16 protein-coding genes are annotated in these 15,979 nt (G+C 59.1%); 10 read left to right on the forward strand and 6 right to left on the reverse strand.

What is annotated here, in order from left to right; all coding sequences use genetic code 11:
• Window positions 1-195 precede the first annotated feature (195 nt).
• The 3 genes from ACA063_RS07550 (at window position 196) to arfB (ending at window position 2,518) form a co-directional block, all read left to right on the forward strand.
• Window positions 196-417, forward strand: coding sequence for a hypothetical protein (locus ACA063_RS07550; protein WP_194690672.1), 222 nt, complete (start codon window positions 196-198; stop codon window positions 415-417).
• Between the two features lie 31 nt (window positions 418-448).
• Window positions 449-1,861 (forward strand): amino acid permease, encoded by a 1,413-nt coding sequence (locus ACA063_RS07555; protein ID WP_497665367.1) that lies wholly within the window; start codon window positions 449-451, stop codon window positions 1,859-1,861.
• A gap of 243 nt (window positions 1,862-2,104) precedes the next feature.
• On the forward strand, window positions 2,105-2,518 hold the full coding sequence (arfB, locus tag ACA063_RS07560) for an alternative ribosome rescue aminoacyl-tRNA hydrolase ArfB (RefSeq protein WP_123434006.1): 414 nt from the start codon (window positions 2,105-2,107) through the stop codon (window positions 2,516-2,518).
• On the opposite strand, the gene ACA063_RS07565 is transcribed toward arfB, so the two are convergent.
• From ACA063_RS07565 to phhA, 6 genes are all read right to left on the reverse strand, one after another.
• On the reverse strand, window positions 2,515-3,729 hold the full coding sequence (locus tag ACA063_RS07565) for an MFS transporter (protein WP_497665368.1): 1,215 nt from the start codon (window positions 3,727-3,729) through the stop codon (window positions 2,515-2,517). The two genes, arfB and ACA063_RS07565, sit on opposite strands and share 4 nt — an antisense overlap.
• 101 nt (window positions 3,730-3,830) lie before the next feature.
• The gene (locus tag ACA063_RS07570; RefSeq protein ID WP_162440431.1) at window positions 3,831-4,013 is read right to left on the reverse strand and encodes a hypothetical protein; all 183 of its coding nucleotides are present in this window, start codon (window positions 4,011-4,013) and stop codon (window positions 3,831-3,833) included.
• A 72-nt stretch (window positions 4,014-4,085) separates the two neighbouring features.
• Window positions 4,086-4,217 (reverse strand): hypothetical protein, encoded by a 132-nt coding sequence (locus ACA063_RS07575; RefSeq protein WP_497665369.1) that lies wholly within the window; start codon window positions 4,215-4,217, stop codon window positions 4,086-4,088.
• A gap of 320 nt (window positions 4,218-4,537) precedes the next feature.
• Window positions 4,538-5,731, reverse strand: a complete 1,194-nt coding sequence (locus ACA063_RS07580; RefSeq protein WP_497665370.1) for an amino acid aminotransferase — start codon at window positions 5,729-5,731, stop codon at window positions 4,538-4,540.
• Window positions 5,731-6,087, reverse strand: coding sequence for a 4a-hydroxytetrahydrobiopterin dehydratase (locus tag ACA063_RS07585; RefSeq protein ID WP_162440429.1), 357 nt, complete (start codon window positions 6,085-6,087; stop codon window positions 5,731-5,733). Before ACA063_RS07585 ends, ACA063_RS07580 begins: the two co-directional genes overlap by 1 nt.
• A gap of 69 nt (window positions 6,088-6,156) precedes the next feature.
• Window positions 6,157-6,948 carry a phenylalanine 4-monooxygenase gene (gene phhA, locus ACA063_RS07590; protein ID WP_162440428.1) on the reverse strand — a complete coding sequence of 264 codons (792 nt, stop codon included), beginning with the start codon at window positions 6,946-6,948 and terminating at the stop codon, window positions 6,157-6,159.
• Window positions 6,949-7,319: 371 nt separating this feature from the next.
• Between phhA and ACA063_RS07595 the strand changes: the two genes are divergently transcribed.
• From ACA063_RS07595 to flgK, 7 genes are all read left to right on the forward strand, one after another.
• Window positions 7,320-8,882, forward strand: coding sequence for a sigma-54-dependent transcriptional regulator (locus ACA063_RS07595; RefSeq protein ID WP_497665371.1), 1,563 nt, complete (start codon window positions 7,320-7,322; stop codon window positions 8,880-8,882).
• 289 nt (window positions 8,883-9,171) lie between these two features.
• A complete protein-coding gene (locus ACA063_RS07600) occupies window positions 9,172-9,912 on the forward strand; it encodes a flagellar basal body rod protein FlgF (protein WP_162440426.1) in 741 nt (246 codons plus the stop codon).
• 45 nt (window positions 9,913-9,957) lie between these two features.
• Entirely contained in the window at window positions 9,958-10,743 is a 786-nt protein-coding gene (flgG, locus tag ACA063_RS07605; RefSeq protein WP_045058874.1) for a flagellar basal-body rod protein FlgG, read from the forward strand.
• A gap of 52 nt (window positions 10,744-10,795) precedes the next feature.
• Window positions 10,796-11,491, forward strand: a complete 696-nt coding sequence (gene flgH / locus ACA063_RS07610) for a flagellar basal body L-ring protein FlgH (protein WP_162440425.1) — start codon at window positions 10,796-10,798, stop codon at window positions 11,489-11,491.
• Between the two features lie 6 nt (window positions 11,492-11,497).
• Window positions 11,498-12,607, forward strand: a complete 1,110-nt coding sequence (locus ACA063_RS07615; protein ID WP_497666485.1) for a flagellar basal body P-ring protein FlgI — start codon at window positions 11,498-11,500, stop codon at window positions 12,605-12,607.
• Between the two features lie 11 nt (window positions 12,608-12,618).
• A complete protein-coding gene (gene flgJ, locus ACA063_RS07620; RefSeq protein WP_497665372.1) occupies window positions 12,619-13,917 on the forward strand; it encodes a flagellar assembly peptidoglycan hydrolase FlgJ in 1,299 nt (432 codons plus the stop codon).
• 23 nt (window positions 13,918-13,940) lie between these two features.
• Window positions 13,941-15,965 (forward strand): flagellar hook-associated protein FlgK, encoded by a 2,025-nt coding sequence (gene flgK, locus ACA063_RS07625; RefSeq protein ID WP_497665373.1) that lies wholly within the window; start codon window positions 13,941-13,943, stop codon window positions 15,963-15,965.
• Window positions 15,966-15,979 lie beyond the last annotated feature (14 nt).

Consider the following 15,979-nt stretch of genomic DNA (forward strand, 5'->3'; position numbering starts at 1 on the left):
ACAAGGAGGCGCAATGAACGCCGTGATCCATCTTCATCTCCCCAAGGGACGTTTTCTTACCGTTCCCGTCGATGACCCGCAAAGGTCTGACTCAATTTTTGCATTCTCCCGGCAGCTCCTGGGCGGACACACGCAATCCCGGCAAATGACACGCTGATCCAGTGATGTCTGGCAGCAGGGGGTTACAGGTGTACAATGCGCCGCGTTTTAACTGTGACCTCCTGCGCATCTGCGCAAACCTCAGGGCTATCCGCCTTGTTCACTCCGCTGCGCCACAAGCGTGTCGGGTTCGATTTCGTCACAGATAAAAACAAACAGGTGACGCATGAACGTTGTAAATACGCTGAACTCCTGGTGCCTGCGCTGGGGTTTGATCGGCGCTGCTTGAAATCGCAACTGAGCAGCATCGTCTACTGAACATCATCAAACCTTGCGTGAGACCCTTTTCATGAGTGGACAAAACTCGCATTCAGGCGAGCTGAAGCGCGGCCTGAAAAATCGCCACATTCAACTGATCGCCCTCGGTGGCGCCATCGGTACCGGGTTGTTCCTGGGCTCGGCCGGCGTGCTGAAATCTGCTGGCCCGTCGATGATCCTCGGCTATGCCATCTGCGGCTTCATCGCTTTCATGATCATGCGCCAACTGGGCGAAATGATCGTCGAAGAGCCGGTGGCCGGTTCTTTCAGCCACTTTGCGCACAAGTACTGGGGTGGTTTCGCCGGCTTCCTGTCGGGCTGGAACTGCTGGATTCTGTACATCCTGGTGGGCATGTCGGAACTGACCGCGGTCGGCAAGTACATTCACTATTGGGCGCCGGACATCCCGACCTGGGTCTCTGCTGCCGGATTCTTCGTACTGATCAACCTGATCAACCTGGCGAACGTCAAAGTCTTTGGCGAGGCCGAATTCTGGTTCGCAATCATCAAGGTCGTGGCCATCGTCGGCATGATTGCGCTGGGCAGCTACCTGCTGGTCAGCGGCAACGGCGGTCCGCAAGCATCGGTGACCAACCTGTGGGTCCATGGCGGCTTTTTCCCGAACGGGATTAGCGGCTTGGTCATGGCCATGGCGATCATCATGTTCTCCTTCGGCGGCCTGGAAATGCTCGGTTTCACCGCAGCAGAAGCCGACAAGCCGAAAACCGTGATCCCGAAAGCCATCAACCAGGTGATCTACCGGATCCTGATTTTCTACATCGGCGCACTGGTCATTCTGCTGTCGCTGACACCGTGGGACAGCTTGCTGGCCACCCTGAATGCTTCCGGCGATTCCTACAGCGGCAGCCCGTTCGTGCAGGTGTTCTCGATGCTTGGCAGCAGCACAGCCGCGCACATCCTGAACTTTGTCGTGCTGACCGCCGCATTGTCGGTCTACAACAGCGGCACCTACTGCAACAGCCGTATGTTGCTGGGCATGGCCGAGCAGGGTGATGCGCCCAAGGTCCTGGCGAAGATCGACAAGCGTGGCGTACCAGTACGCTCGATCCTGGCTTCGGCAGCGGTGACATTGATTGCCGTGCTGCTGAACTACCTGATCCCGCACAGTGCGCTTGAGCTGTTGATGTCACTGGTAGTGGCCACTTTGGTAATCAACTGGGCGATGATCAGCTTCTCGCACTTCAAGTTCCGCCAGCACATGAACAAGACCCAACAAACGCCGCTGTTCAAGGCGCTGTGGTACCCCTACGGTAACTACATCTGCCTGGCGTTCGTGGTGTTCATCCTGGGTGTGATGCTGCTGATTCCTGGCATCCAGATCTCGGTCTACGCGATTCCGGTGTGGGTTGCGTTCATGTGGATCTGCTACGGCATCAAGAACAAGCGCACCGCCCGGCATGCATTGCAGCCCGCTGTGAAGTAAAGCAACGCGCAGAAACCACAAACCCGGCCATGTGCCGGGTTTGTTGTCTTTGCCGCAGCAATCACCTTGCACCCTGTAGGAGCTGTCGAGTGCAACGAGGCTGCGATCTTTTGATCTTTGGCGATTGTGAAATTGCCGAAGATCGAGATCAAAAGATCGCAGCCTCGTTGCACTCGACAGCTCCTACAGTGGTTCGTGACGGCATTCGCGGTATCCTGCACGTTCTGAATACGGACGCTTTCCATGCTGGTGATTTCCAACAACGTGCATCTGCCGGATGCCGAGATCGAGTTGACCGCCATCCGCGCCCAGGGCGCCGGTGGACAGAACGTCAACAAGGTTTCCAGTGCCATGCACCTGCGCTTCGACATCCCGGCCTCGTCCTTGCCCGAATTCTACAAAGAACGCCTGCTGGCGCTGCGTGACAGTCGCATTACCAGCGAAGGCGTGCTGATCATCAAGGCCCAGCAATACCGGACGCAGGAGGCCAATCGCGCCGATGCGCTGGAGCGGTTGATCGAGTTGATACTTAGCGCCACCAAGGTCGAAAAGAAACGCCGGCCGACCAAGCCGACGCTGGGTTCGAAGAAGCGTCGACTGGAATCCAAGACCAAGCGCGGCAGCATCAAGGCCGGGCGAGGGAAGGTCGATTTCTAGCGAGCGCCACGCTCTTCACGGTATTTTTCATCAAGGTACCTGGGCGCCTGGCGGTACAGGTAAACACTCAAACCCAAACCACTTAACGCGGCAATGGCGGCGAACAGGAAGATCGAGGCAAAACCGAAACCTGCTGCAATGGCACCCGCCAAAGGTCCGGTAATTCCCAGCGACAAGTCGATGAACAGCGAGTAAGCACCGACCGCCGCCCCACGGCTTGAAGCCGGAACCAGGTTCACCGCTTCTACGCCAAGCGCCGGGAACACCAGCGAAAAGCCGAATCCGCTCAGTGCTGCGCCGGCCAGTGCCCAGTGGGCGTCCGGCGCCAACCACAGCAACAGCAAGCCCAGGGTTTCCACTGAGAGACAGGCAATCGCCACGCGAAAGCCGCCGAGGCGATTGATCAGGTTGCCGAACAGCAATCGAGCACCAATGAAACTGGCGCCGAACAGGCTCAGGCAAAGCACCGCGTTGTCCCAGTTTTGCGTGGCGTAATACAGGGTGATGAACGTGGCGATGGTGCCGAACCCGATCGAGCCCAGTGCCAGACCGCAGCCATGGGGCAACACTCGCCCCAGCACGTGCATGAACGGCAAGCGTTCACCGACGACAATCGGCGCGGCGGTTTTTGGCCAGGCCAGCGCCAGGCCGAGAACGGCCAACAGCACAATGCTCACGCCCATGCTCCACAAGCCCCACTCCCTCACCAGCAACACGCCCAGCGGCGCGCCAACGGCCAATGCGCCGTAGCTGGCAATGCCGTTCCAGGAAATCACCTTGGCGGTGTTCGCTGCGCCGACGCGTCCAATGCCCCAGCCTATCGATCCCGAGCCCACCAGGCTTTCCGCGCTGCCGAGGACCAGGCGACCGATCAGCAGGCTGACGAGGCTAAGCGCCGGCAGGCTTTGAGTCCACGCCGAGATCAGCATGAACACGCCGCTTAAACCACAACCGGCGAGGCCATACATCACCGCGAGTTTGCTGCCTTTGTTGTCGATGATCTTCCCGGCATACGGCCGGCTGAGCAGGGTGGCGAGGTATTGCACGCTGATCACCAGACCGGCGATCACGGCGCCGAAACCCAGGTCACTGTGGACGTAGCCAGGCAATACGGCCAGGGGAATGCCGATATTCAGGTAGCCAATAAAGGTGAACAGAACGATGGAGACAACTTGCAGCGTGACCGCCAGGGGGCGCTGGTTTTCAGACATGGGTAAAGGTCCACGGGAAAGCAGGATAGATAGGCAGCTTATGATAGCGGCGCGAGCGGCCGCAGGTCGTGAAAAAGTAAAACTATTTGCCGGATGGCTGATCAGGGTTTGGCAGGGGCAACCAGTTGCGTCGTGACCAGGGCGGCCAGGGCATTTTCTTCGCTGCCGAAACGGGCGAGCAGGGCGGCTTGTTTTTCGGGGGAGAGGCGATTCCAGATCTCGATCATTTTCTCGGCGGTGCCGATCAATGCGCTGGCTTGCTCTTCGCTGAATTCGTCAGACATGGGGGGCTCGGGTTTCAGGCAGTGTGGAAAGCGCATGTTAGCGCTTTCCACACGGTCTGGTAGTGCGGTGTATCAGTCTTCGCTGTCAGCCTTGCGACTGTCAGTGGCTTCTGTCGGCTCGGGCTGTTGGGCGCCGGCTTGTTGCGTGGTTGTCTGCTCAGTTTCGTGCAGGCTTGGGAAGGGGAGATTAGGGATCTCGTGCATGGTTCGCGCTCCTCGCAAAGTCTGTTGATAGATCTGGTAGATCCGCGCTTTTACAAAGCTTGCGCAGGATACAGCAGGAGAAATGACAAATAGACTTTTATCTGGGATTTCTGCGACAGATGGCCGCAGGGGGATTCGCCGAGTGCGGAACCGTGGATCCTGCGATCATCCTCTGTAGGAGCTGTCGAGCCTGCGAGGCTGCGATCTTTTGATGTTTTTAAGGGCAACATCAAAAGATCGCAGCCTCGCAGGCTCGACAGCTCCTACAGGGATATGAGTGCGACCTTACAGCTTCGCAGGCTCCGAAGCTGCAAGAAGGGTTACTTGCAGACTTCAGCGATGGCTTCGGCCAGCAGGTCCAGGCGCGTAGCGTCTATTCCTGCCACGTTCGCCCGGCCAGTACCGACCATGTAGACGCTGTGATGATCACGCAGGTTCTTCACCTGCTCAGGCGTCAGGCCGGTGTAGGAGAACATCCCCCGTTGCACCCCGATGTGCGCGAAACGTTCACGCAATCCGTGAGGCTCGAGCGCTTCGACCAGGCCACTGCGCAGTTGGGCGATACGCAAACGCATGGCCTCCACTTCGTCGGCCCACAGGCTTTTCAGTTCTGGATCGCCAAGAATGGTCGCTACCACCGCGGCGCCATGATCCGGCGGCGTCGACCACAGGTTGCGGGCAATGTTGGCCAGCTGGCTGCGAACATCCACCAACTTGTCAGCGGTTTTCGCGCAAACAATCAGCGCGCCAGTGCGATCCCGATACAGGCCGAAGTTCTTCGAGCACGAACTGGTGATCAGTACTTCCGGCAACTCGGCAGCGAACAGTCGGGTCGACCAGGCATCCTGCTCCAGACCATCGCCAAAACCCTGGTAGGCGAAGTCGATCAGCGGCAACAAATTGCGACTGCGCACGATGTCCAGCACGCGACGCCAGTCTTCATGGGACAGATCGAAGCCGGTCGGGTTGTGGCAGCAAGCGTGCAGCAACACCACATCGCCCGTGGGTACTTCATTAAGCACCGCCAGCATCGCCTCGACGTCGAGACGGTTGTCTTGGCCGACGTAAGGGTAGTGGCTGACCTTGATCCCGGCTGCCGCGAAGATGGTTTCGTGAATCGGCCAAGTCGGATTGCTCAGCCAGACACCACGCCCCGGAAGGCATTGGGCGATGAAGTCCGCGCTCAGGCGCAGTGCTCCAGTGCCACCCGGTGTCTGAGTCGCGCCGGCCCGTTGTCCAGCGATCAGCGCGGAATCCGCACCCAGCACCAACTCGTTGATCGCCTTGCCAAACGCCGGCTCGCCATGACCACCGATATAGGTCTTGGTCGACTGACGGTCGACCAGCCTCGCCTCGGCCAGTTTCACCGCTTGCGGAATGGGCGTCAGGCCTTGAGCGTCTTTGTAGACGCCCACGCCGAGGTCGAATTTGCGCGGATTAGCGTCCTGCGCATAAGCCTCCATCAACCCGAGGATCGGATCGCCGGGCACCCGGCCGATGGCGTCGAAGTGCATTACTTACGGCCCTCGGCGTCCTTGGCCACTTCGTCAGTGCGCGCGGCCATGATGAAGTCATTGCGGTGCAGGCCTTTGATGGAGTGGCTCCACCAGGTCACGGTGACTTTGCCCCACTCGGTCAGCAGGCCCGGGTGGTGACCTTCAGCCTCAGAGATCTCGCCGACCGCATTGGTGAATGCCAGTGCGTGCTTGAAATTCTTGAACAGGAAGACTTTTTCCAGCTGCATGATGCTGTCGCGAACTTCGATGTTCCAGTCTGGAATCTGCTTGATCAGTACCGGCAATTCTTCGTCGCTGACTTGAGGAGCGCCGGCTTGGCAGGCTTCGCAGTGGGCTTGGTTCAGAGCGTTCATGGTGTATTCCTGAATTCGATTCTTGTTGGAAATTACTATCTTTGCGCGCAACTCGCGAGCGGGATCTGCTCAGGCCGCTTTGGGCTTGGGCGGAAATTTCGGTGCGTGCAAACCAAGCTGCATGCCTTGCTGGACCATGCCCATGATGTCTTCGTGGGCCAGGTCGAACAGGCGCTTGAGGTTGGGCAGGACAAAGTACAGCGGCTGCAGAATGTCGATGCGGTAAGGCGTGCGCATGCATTCCAGCGGGTCGAAGGCCTGATGTTCCGGCTCGTCCGAGAGGCAGTAAACGGTTTCTTTCGGCGAAGAGAGGATGCCGCCGCCATAGATTCGCTGGCCTTGAGGCGTGTCGACCAGGCCGAACTCAATGGTCATCCAGTAAAGACGCGCCAGGTACACGCGTTCTTCCTTGCTCGCCTGCAGGCCGAGTTTGCCGTAGGTGTGGGTAAATTCGGCGAACCAGGGGTTGGTCAGCAGCGGACAGTGACCAAAGATCTCATGGAAAATGTCCGGCTCCTGGAGGTAATCCAGTTCTTCACGGGTACGAATGAAGGTCGCGACGGGGAACTGCTTGTTGGCCAGCAATTCGAAAAACGTCTGGAAGGGAATCAGTGCCGGAACGCGGGCGACTTGCCAGCCGGTGGTTTCACCGAGGACCTTGTTGATTTCGCCGAGTTGAGGAATGCGGTCGTGGGGCAGACCGAGTTTTTCGATACCGTCCAGATATTCCTGGCACGCACGACCTTCGATCACTTTCAGTTGGCGAGTGATCAGCGTGTTCCACACCGCATGTTCTTCGGCGGGGTAATCGATAAAACCTTGCGCATCGGGCTCGCGAGCCACGTATTGCGTCTGCTTCATGCTGCTCTCCTGCTAGGGAATTTCGTTCTTGTTATGTCCAGCTATGGAGTTAGAAATAACCCAAGGTGCGAGGCGATGCAGCTGCAGGTAGTAGCAGCAAGTAGGAAAATTCTTATCAAATCGTAAAGTTTTCGTTACGGATTTCCTGCTGTGGCGCAGTTATTGAGTTTTTCGAGTTTGAAAAGCGTCGTAGGTGTCACATAATCTTGACGACTATCTGCGCGCTTAGTCAGAAAGGTCGGGCGCTAACCTTGGGGGAGCCAGTCTGCTGGCGATAGCGGTGTTTCATTCGACATCAACATCGACAGATGAGACGTCATCGCCAGCAGGCTGGCTCCCACAGGTCAATCATCGTTTATCAGGTCTTTCATATGCGTATCAAAGTCCATTGCCAGAACCGCATCGGCATTCTGCGCGACATTCTCAACCTGCTGGTGGAGTACGGGATCAACGTCGCTCGCGGCGAAGTGGGTGGTGAGCATGGGAATGCGATCTACCTGCACTGCCCAAACCTGATCAACCTGCAGTTCCAGGCGTTGCGTGCGAAATTTGAATCCATCGCCGGTGTATTTGGCGTCAAGCGTGTAGGGCTGATGCCCAGCGAGCGTCGGCACATGGAGCTCAATGCCTTGCTCGGTGCGCTGGAATTTCCGGTGTTGTCGATCGACATGGGCGGCTCGATCGTGGCGGCCAATCGTGCGGCAGCGCAGTTGCTCGGCGTGCGGGTGGACGAAGTGCCGGGCATTCCCTTGTCCCGTTACGCAGAGGATTTCGACCTGCCAGAACTTGTCCGCGCCAACAAGTCGCGGATCAACGGGTTGCGAGTGAAGGTAAAAGGCGATGTGTTCCTGGCGGACATCGCACCGCTGCAATCGGAGCACGATGACAGCGAAGCCATGGCCGGCGCAGTACTCACGCTGCACCGCGCGGATCGGGTGGGCGAGCGCATCTACAACGTGCGCAAGCAGGAATTGCGCGGGTTCGACAGCATTTTCCAAAGCTCGAAAGTGATGGCCGCCGTGGTCCGCGAAGCCCGACGCATGGCACCGCTGGATGCGCCACTATTAATAGAGGGCGAAACCGGCACCGGCAAGGAGCTGTTGGCGCGGGCTTGCCACCTGGCCAGTCCACGCGGTCAATCGCCGCTGATGGCGCTCAACTGTGCCGGCCTGCCAGAGTCCATGGCCGAAACTGAACTGTTCGGCTACGGTCCCGGCGCCTTCGAAGGCGCGCGGGCTGAAGGCAAGCTCGGGCTGCTGGAATTGACGGCGGGCGGTACGTTGTTTCTCGATGGCGTCGGCGAAATGAGCCCGCGCTTGCAGGTGAAATTGCTGCGCTTCTTGCAGGACGGATGCTTCCGTCGTGTCGGCAGCGATGAAGAGGTTTACCTCGATGTACGAGTGATTTGCGCAACCCAGGTGGATTTGTCCGAACTGTGCGCGCGCGGTGAGTTTCGCCAGGACCTGTACCACCGCTTGAATGTACTGTCGCTGCACATCCCGCCGCTGCGCGAATGCCTGGATGGTCTGACGCCGCTGGTTGAGCACTTCCTTGATCAGGCCAGTCGGCAGATCGGCTGCCCGTTGCCGAAGTTGGCGCCAGCGGCCATGGAGCGGCTCAGTCATTACCATTGGCCCGGTAATGTGCGGCAGCTGGAGAACGTCTTGTTCCAGGCGGTTTCCCTGTGTGAAGGCGGCACCGTCAAGGCTGAACATATTCGTCTGCCGGACTATGGCGTGCGTCAGCCCCTTGGCGATTTTTCGCTGGAAGGCGGGTTGGACGACATCGTCGGCCGGTTTGAAAAGGCAGTGCTGGAGCGCCTGTATTCCGAGCATCCAAGCAGCCGACAGCTGGGCAAGCGGTTGGGGGTTTCACACACCACGATTGCCAACAAGTTGCGGGAGTATGAGGTGGGCAAGGACAGCAGCATTTAAGATCAAAAGATCGCAGCCTCGTTGCACTCGACAGCTCCTGCATGGGATCGCGTGTTTACGTGTAGGCGCTGTCGAGTGCAACGAGGCTGCGATTTTTTGATCCGTTGCCGCGTAGCGGCATAACACCGCCGGTTTTTCGTCTTCTCTACATTCCTCCTTTCCTCGTAAAACCCCTCAAGTCCTTTGTTTGCCGGGTCCGGTGCCGCCAGAAAAAAGTTGGTCTGCAAATTGCTTATGGCTCAGCAGTACAGCAGTGGGCGGCAAACGTCCGGCATGCAGAGGAAAGAGTGTGGACAAGTACCTTTATGTAGCGATGACCGGCGCCAGCCAGAATGCATTGGCGCAAAAGGCTCATGCGAACAACCTGGCGAACATCTCCACCAACGGTTTTCAGAAAGACCTGGAGCAAGCGCGCTCGATGCCGGTGTTCGGCGACAGCTTTCCGGCGCGTGCGTTTGCCATGTCCGAGCGTCCGGCCACCGACTTCTCCGCCGGCTCCCTGGTGGAAACCGGTCGTGACCTCGATGTCGCGGTTCAGGGCAATGGCTGGATTGCCGTGCAAAACCCCGATGGCGGTGAAAGCTATGTGCGCACCGGCAGCCTGAACGTCGACGCGCTAGGCGTGCTGCGAGCCGGCAACGGTATGCCGGTGATGGGCAACGGTGGACCGATTGCCGTGCCGCCCGAGCAACAGATCGAAGTTGGCGAGGACGGCACCATCAGCATCCGTGCGATGGGCGAAGGCCCGCGAGTGATGGCCGAAGTCGACCGCATCAAGCTGGTCAACCCTGACTTCAAGAACATGACCAAAGGCCTGGATGGTTCGATCCATACCAAGGACGGCAAGCCGGCTCAAGCCGATGCTGGCGTGAAACTGGTGTCCGGTTTCCTCGAGTCGAGCAACGTCAATGCTGTCGAGGAAATGACCTCGGTGCTGGCGCTGGCCAAGCAATTCGAATTGCACATCAAGATGATGAACACCGCCAAGGAAGACGACCAGGCCATGGCTCGGGTCTTGCAGATCAGCTAATTACCAGAACGTCGCGCCGTAAAACAGGCGCACGAGGAGAATCGAATGCTTCCGGCTCTATGGGTTGCCAAAACAGGTTTGTCCGCCCAGGACACCAACCTGACCACCATTTCCAACAACCTGGCCAACGTGTCGACCACGGGTTTCAAACGTGATCGCGCCGAATTCCAGGACCTGCTCTATCAGATCAAACGCCAGCCAGGCGCCCAGTCGACCCAGGACAGCGAACTGCCGTCGGGTCTGCAAGTGGGTACCGGTGTGCGCATCGTCGGCACCCAGAAAAACTTCACCGCCGGCAGCCTGCAAACCACCGAGCAGCCATTGGACATGGCTATCGACGGTCGCGGTTTCTTCCAGATTCTGCAGCCGGACGGCACCACGTCCTACACCCGTGACGGTACTTTCCATCTGGACTCCAACGGCCAGATCGTCAACGCCAGCGGTTTCGCCCTGGAGCCGGCCATTGTCATCCCGAACGATGCCCAGACCTTCACTGTCGGTCGCGACGGTACCGTGTCCGTCACCGTTCCTGGCAACGCCGCGTCCCAGGTGATCGGCAACCTGCAAACCGCCGACTTCATCAACCCGGCCGGCCTGCAAGCCGTGGGTAACAACCTGTTCCTCGAAACTGCTGCCAGTGGCGCGCCGCAAGTCGGTACGCCGGGCCTCGCCGGTTTCGGCACCACGCTGCAGAACACCCTGGAAACGTCCAACGTCAGCACCGTTGAGGAGATGGTCAACATGATCACTACCCAGCGCGCCTACGAGATGAACTCCAAGGTGATCTCCACCGCCGACCAGATGCTCTCGTTCGTAACGCAGAATCTGTAATCAAGTCTATGAGGCGACCATGAGGTCGCCTGCAACACCGTGAGGTAGGGTCATGAATCGCTTTGTATCTGTTCTGGCACTGAGTGGGATCACCGCGCTCGCGGGCTGCGTCGCCCCGACGCCCAAGCCCAATGACCCTTATTACGCTCCGGTGTTGCCGCGCACGCCGCTACCGGCTGCCGCCAATAACGGCTCGATCTATCAGGCCGGTTTCGAACAGAACCTGTACAGCGACCGCAAGGCTTTCCGGGTCGGTGACATCATTACCATCACCTTGAACGAGCGGACACAGGCGAGCAAAAACGCCAACTCGCAGGTGGGCAAGACCAGCAAGACCGACATCGGGCTGAGCTCGTTTTTCGGTGGTGGCCTGAGCACCAATGACCCGGTGGGTGGTGGTGACCTGAGCCTGGACGTCGGTTATGCCGGCGACCGCGCCACCAAGGGCGATAGCAAGTCGGGGCAGAGCAACAGCCTGACCGGTTCGATCACCGTGACCGTTGCCGACGTGCTGCCAAACGGCATCATCGCCGTGCGCGGAGAGAAGTGGCTGACCCTCAACACCGGCGATGAGCTGGTGCGGATCGCCGGCATGGTCCGGGCAGATGACATCGCCACTGACAACACCGTTTCCTCGACCCGTGTCGCCGATGCACGCATCACCTACTCGGGCACTGGTGCCTTTGCCGATGCGAGTCAGCCAGGCTGGTTCGACCGTTTCTTCCTCAGCCCGCTGTTCCCTTTCTAGGTGGCCATCTTGAAGCTTAAACATCTGACGGTGGCCGCCCTGTTGTTGTCCGCGGCCTTCAGCGCTCAAGCCGAGCGGCTGAAGGACATCGCCAGTATTTCCGGCGTGCGTTCCAACCAATTGATCGGCTACGGCCTGGTGGTCGGGCTTAACGGTACCGGTGACCAGACAACACAGACCCCGTTCACCCTGCAGACCTTCAACAACATGCTCTCGCAGTTCGGCATCAAGGTGCCGCCGGGTTCGGGCAACGTGCAGTTGAAAAACGTCGCTGCGGTGTCAATCAGCGCCGATTTGCCAGCCTTCGCCAAGCCCGGTCAGCAGGTTGATATCACCGTCTCGTCCATCGGTAACTCCAAGAGCCTGCGTGGCGGCACCTTGCTGCTGACGCCGCTTAAAGGGATCGACGGTAATGTCTACGCCATCGCCCAGGGCAACCTGGTGGTGGGTGGTTTTGATGCGGAAGGTCGCGATGGTTCTAAGATCACTGTCAACGTCCCGTCGGCCGGTCGCATCCCTGGCGGTGCGTCGGTTGAACGCTCGGTGCCGAGCGGCTTCAACCAGGGCAACAGCCTGACCCTGAACCTTAACCGTTCGGACTTCACCACGGCGAAGCGCATCGTCGACAAGATCAACAACATGCTCGGCCCTGGCGTCGCCCAGGCCATCGACGGCGGTTCGATTCGCGTCAGTGCGCCACTGGATCCGAGCCAGCGTGTCGACTACCTGTCGATCATCGAGAACCTCGAAGTCGATCCTGGTCAGGCGGTGGCCAAAGTCATCATCAATTCCCGCACGGGCACTATCGTGATCGGCCAGAACGTAAAGGTTTCCCCGGCAGCCGTGACGCACGGCAGCCTGACCGTGACCATTACCGAAGACCCGATCGTCAGCCAGCCCGGCCCTCTGTCCAACGGTCAGACGGCGGTCGTGCCGCGCTCGCGGGTCAACGCCCAGCAGGAAGCCAAGCCGATGTTCAAATTCGGGCCGGGCACCACCCTCGACGAAATCGTTCGCGCGGTTAACCAGGTCGGCGCGGCACCGGGTGACTTGATGGCGATCCTCGAAGCATTGAAACAGGCCGGCGCGTTGCAAGCCGATCTGATCGTGATCTGAGGACGGCGACCATGGATATGTACAAGAGCGGTCTGGTCAGCAGCAGCGATTCGGGTTCCTACTCGGACCTGAATCGACTGAACCAGCTCAAGGTCGGCGACAAGAACAGCGATGGCAACATGCGCAAGGTTGCGCAGGAGTTCGAGTCGCTGTTCCTGGGAGAAATGCTCAAGTCCATGCGCTCCGCCACTAACACGCTGGGGCAGGACAACCCGCTCAACACGCCTGAAGCCAAGCAGTACCAGGAAATGTACGACCAGCAACTGGCGGTTTCCATGTCCCGCGAGGGCGGTGGCATTGGTCTGGCCGACGTGTTGATGCGCCAGATGTCGAAGAACAAACCGATGGCGCCGGGCGAGGCTGCTGCAGCGTCCGCCGCCAAGCAGGCCGAAGCGAAAGCTGCCGTGGAAACGCCGATTGCTGCCGGCACGGTCGCCATCAATGGACCGTTGTCACGCGTCAATGGACAGCGTCCGCTGTGGGCTTCGCGTTCGATCCATGCGCCGCAGGCAGCAGGCGAGGGCGCGCACCGCAATGACATGGCGTTGATCAATCAGCGTCGATTGGCGTTGCCGCCGAAACTGGCGGATCGCTTGCTCGCCGGACTGGTGCCGTCAGCATCGACCCCGGCAGCGAAAGCCACCTCGGCGATCAACAAAATCGAAGTGCCGCAAACCAGCACAACCGGTTCCGGCTCGCTCTATAACGGCGATTGGCTGACGGCGCAAACCGAGGCGCCGTCGACCGGCCGTCTGCAGATTTACGGCCGGGCCATGGCGCAGATTCCGCTGGCACCGCCGAAGAAAGCGTTCAGCTCCGCCGACGAATTCGTCAATGCCATGTTGCCCATGGCCAAGGAAGCGGCCGATCGCATTGGTGTCGATCCACGCTACCTGGTGGCCCAGGCCGCGCTCGAAACCGGTTGGGGCAAATCGGTCATGCGCGCCCAGGATGGCAGCAGCAGTCACAACCTGTTCGGCATCAAGGCCAGCAGTAGCTGGAAGGGCGATTCGGCGCGGGCCATCACCAGTGAATTCAGGAATGGCGAGATGGTCAAGGAGACGGCGCAGTTCCGTTCCTACGACTCGTACAAGGACAGCTTCCACGACCTGGTGACGTTGTTGCAAAGCAACAATCGTTATCAAGATGTCGTGAAGTCGGCCGATAACCCGGAACAATTTGTACGCGAGTTGCAGAAGGCCGGTTATGCAACCGACCCGAACTACGCAAGCAAGATTTCGCAGATAGCCAAGCAGATGACGAGTTATCAGAACTACGCTGCGGCGGGCGTTTCCACCACGCCTATATAGGCACAAGGTATAAGGTCTGAACCATGAGTTTGCTCAATATCGGGATGTCGGGGCTCAACGCCAGTCAGGTGTCGCTGGCGACCGTCGGCAACAACATTGCCAACGCCAACACCGCTGGCTATTCACGCCAGCAGACCATTCAGAGCAGCAATACATCCAATCTGAGTGGCGGCGTGTTCATCGGCAGCGGTACGACCCTGGCGGACGTGCGTCGGGTCTATAACGCTTATCTCGATCAACAGCTGCAGACCAGCACGTCGCTGAGCAATGATGCCAACGCCTACCTTGAGCAAGTGAACCCGCTCGACAAGCTCTTCTCCGACAAGACCACGGGGATCAGCGCGGTCTTGAGCAGCTTCTTTTCGTCGGTACAAACGTCCGCCGCTACCCCAAGCGATACGGCTGCCCGGCAACTGCTGCTGACCAATGCACAGACGTTGAGCAACCGCTTCAACGCCTTGGCCTCGCAGATGCAACAACAGAACGAGGGCATCAACAGCCAGTTGACGACGATGACCGAGAAGGTCAACCAGTTGACGTCCTCCATTGCCTCGCTGAACAAGCAGATTTCCCAGGCCAGCAGCTCGACCGGCAGCGGCCCGAGCAACTTGCTCGATGCGCGTAACGAAGCGGTCCGCACACTCAATGAACTGGTCGGCGTGACGGTTCAGGAGCAGAACGGCAGTTACAACATCTCCCTGGGGACGGGCCAATCGCTGGTGTTGGGCAATACGTCCAACACCCTCACGACGGCCCGAACCGGGATCGACAAGAGTCAGTTGACCATCCAGGTGAACTCCCCATCTTCAGTCACTGATGTGACCTCCGTTGTCAGCGGCGGCAAGATCGGTGGTTTGCTGCGCTATCGCGATGACGTGCTGGTCCCGGCAATGAATGACCTGGGCCGTACGGCGATTGTGGTTGCCGACAAGATCAACCGCCAGTTGGGGCAGGGGCTCGATGCCAATGGCGAGTTTGGTTCATCGCTGTTCTCCAGCATCAACAGCTTGACCGCTATCAGTCAGCGCAGCCTGGCGTCGTCGAACAACAGTACCGGTTCCGGCAACCTGGATGTCACCATCACCAATTCCAGTGCGCTGACGACGTTTGACTATCAGGTAACGTTTACAGCGGCGGACAAGTACACGGTCAAGCGCTCCGACGGCAAGGACATGGGAGCTTTCGACCTGTCCCCGGCGGCAGAAATCGACGGTTTCAAACTTGATCTGAACGGTGGTGGTCTGAGCGCGGGTGACTCGTTCAAGGTGATCCCGACCCGGACCGGCGCAAGCAGCATCACCACCCAGATGACCGACTCGAACAAGCTCGCCTTCGCCGGTGCGCTGGTTGCGACCAGTAACACGGGCAACGGCGGTACCGGTGCGCTGACTCCGCCGGCGTTGACCATTCCGATGGATATCTATGGCGGCGCGGATCTGGCTGCGCTGCAAGACGGCATCAAGAATTCCATGCCCGTGACGCTGACCTTCAAAGACGCCGCAGGCGGGAGCCAGGGCTACGAAGTGTTCAACTCGAAAGGGCAGAGCATCGGCACCGGCACCATCGTGCCGGGCCAGGGCAACGACCTGACGATCAACGTGCCGATGCTCGATTCTTCGGGTGCCGTGATTCCAGGTAAGTCGTTCTCCTTCAACACCACGGTCAGTGGCTCGCCTTCGAAGAACGACAAGTACGAAGTCGCGTTCAACGTCGATGGCAAGAAAGACAACCGCAACGCCAACGAACTGTTGGGTTTGCAGACCAAGGCAACGGTCGGCGTCACTGGCGGCAACGCCGGCATGAGCATGACCACCGCCTACAGCCGGCTGGTGGAACAGGTCGGCGCCAAGGCCAGTCAGGCCCTGGGTGACAGCACCGCCAGTGGCGCAATCCTGGCCCGGGCCAAGTCCGAAGTCGGTTCCGTCTCCCAGGTCAACCTGGATGACGAAGCCGCCGATCTGGTCAAGTTCCAGCAGTACTACACCGCGTCGTCGCAGATTATCAAGGCCGCGCAAGAAACCTTCAGCACGCTGATCAATAGTCTTTAAGGGAGTTTTCGACG

It is taken from the genome of Pseudomonas sp. LBUM1643, from assembly GCF_059716215.1.

Coding starts and splice junctions, on each gene's coding strand:
- ACA063_RS07570 (WP_162440431.1), bottom strand. CDS start 4,013: ATGTCTGACGAATTCAGCGAAGAGCAAGCCAGCGCATTGATCGGCACC.
- ACA063_RS07595 (WP_497665371.1), top strand. CDS start 7,320: ATGCGTATCAAAGTCCATTGCCAGAACCGCATCGGCATTCTGCGCGAC.
- flgJ (WP_497665372.1), top strand. CDS start 12,619: ATGGATATGTACAAGAGCGGTCTGGTCAGCAGCAGCGATTCGGGTTCC.
- flgG (WP_045058874.1), top strand. CDS start 9,958: ATGCTTCCGGCTCTATGGGTTGCCAAAACAGGTTTGTCCGCCCAGGAC.
- ACA063_RS07565 (WP_497665368.1), bottom strand. CDS start 3,729: ATGTCTGAAAACCAGCGCCCCCTGGCGGTCACGCTGCAAGTTGTCTCC.
- ACA063_RS07550 (WP_194690672.1), top strand. CDS start 196: ATGCGCCGCGTTTTAACTGTGACCTCCTGCGCATCTGCGCAAACCTCA.
- ACA063_RS07575 (WP_497665369.1), bottom strand. CDS start 4,217: ATGCACGAGATCCCTAATCTCCCCTTCCCAAGCCTGCACGAAACTGAG.
- ACA063_RS07585 (WP_162440429.1), bottom strand. CDS start 6,087: ATGAACGCTCTGAACCAAGCCCACTGCGAAGCCTGCCAAGCCGGCGCT.
- ACA063_RS07580 (WP_497665370.1), bottom strand. CDS start 5,731: ATGCACTTCGACGCCATCGGCCGGGTGCCCGGCGATCCGATCCTCGGG.
- flgK (WP_497665373.1), top strand. CDS start 13,941: ATGAGTTTGCTCAATATCGGGATGTCGGGGCTCAACGCCAGTCAGGTG.
- ACA063_RS07555 (WP_497665367.1), top strand. CDS start 449: ATGAGTGGACAAAACTCGCATTCAGGCGAGCTGAAGCGCGGCCTGAAA.
- flgH (WP_162440425.1), top strand. CDS start 10,796: ATGAATCGCTTTGTATCTGTTCTGGCACTGAGTGGGATCACCGCGCTC.
- arfB (WP_123434006.1), top strand. CDS start 2,105: ATGCTGGTGATTTCCAACAACGTGCATCTGCCGGATGCCGAGATCGAG.
- phhA (WP_162440428.1), bottom strand. CDS start 6,948: ATGAAGCAGACGCAATACGTGGCTCGCGAGCCCGATGCGCAAGGTTTT.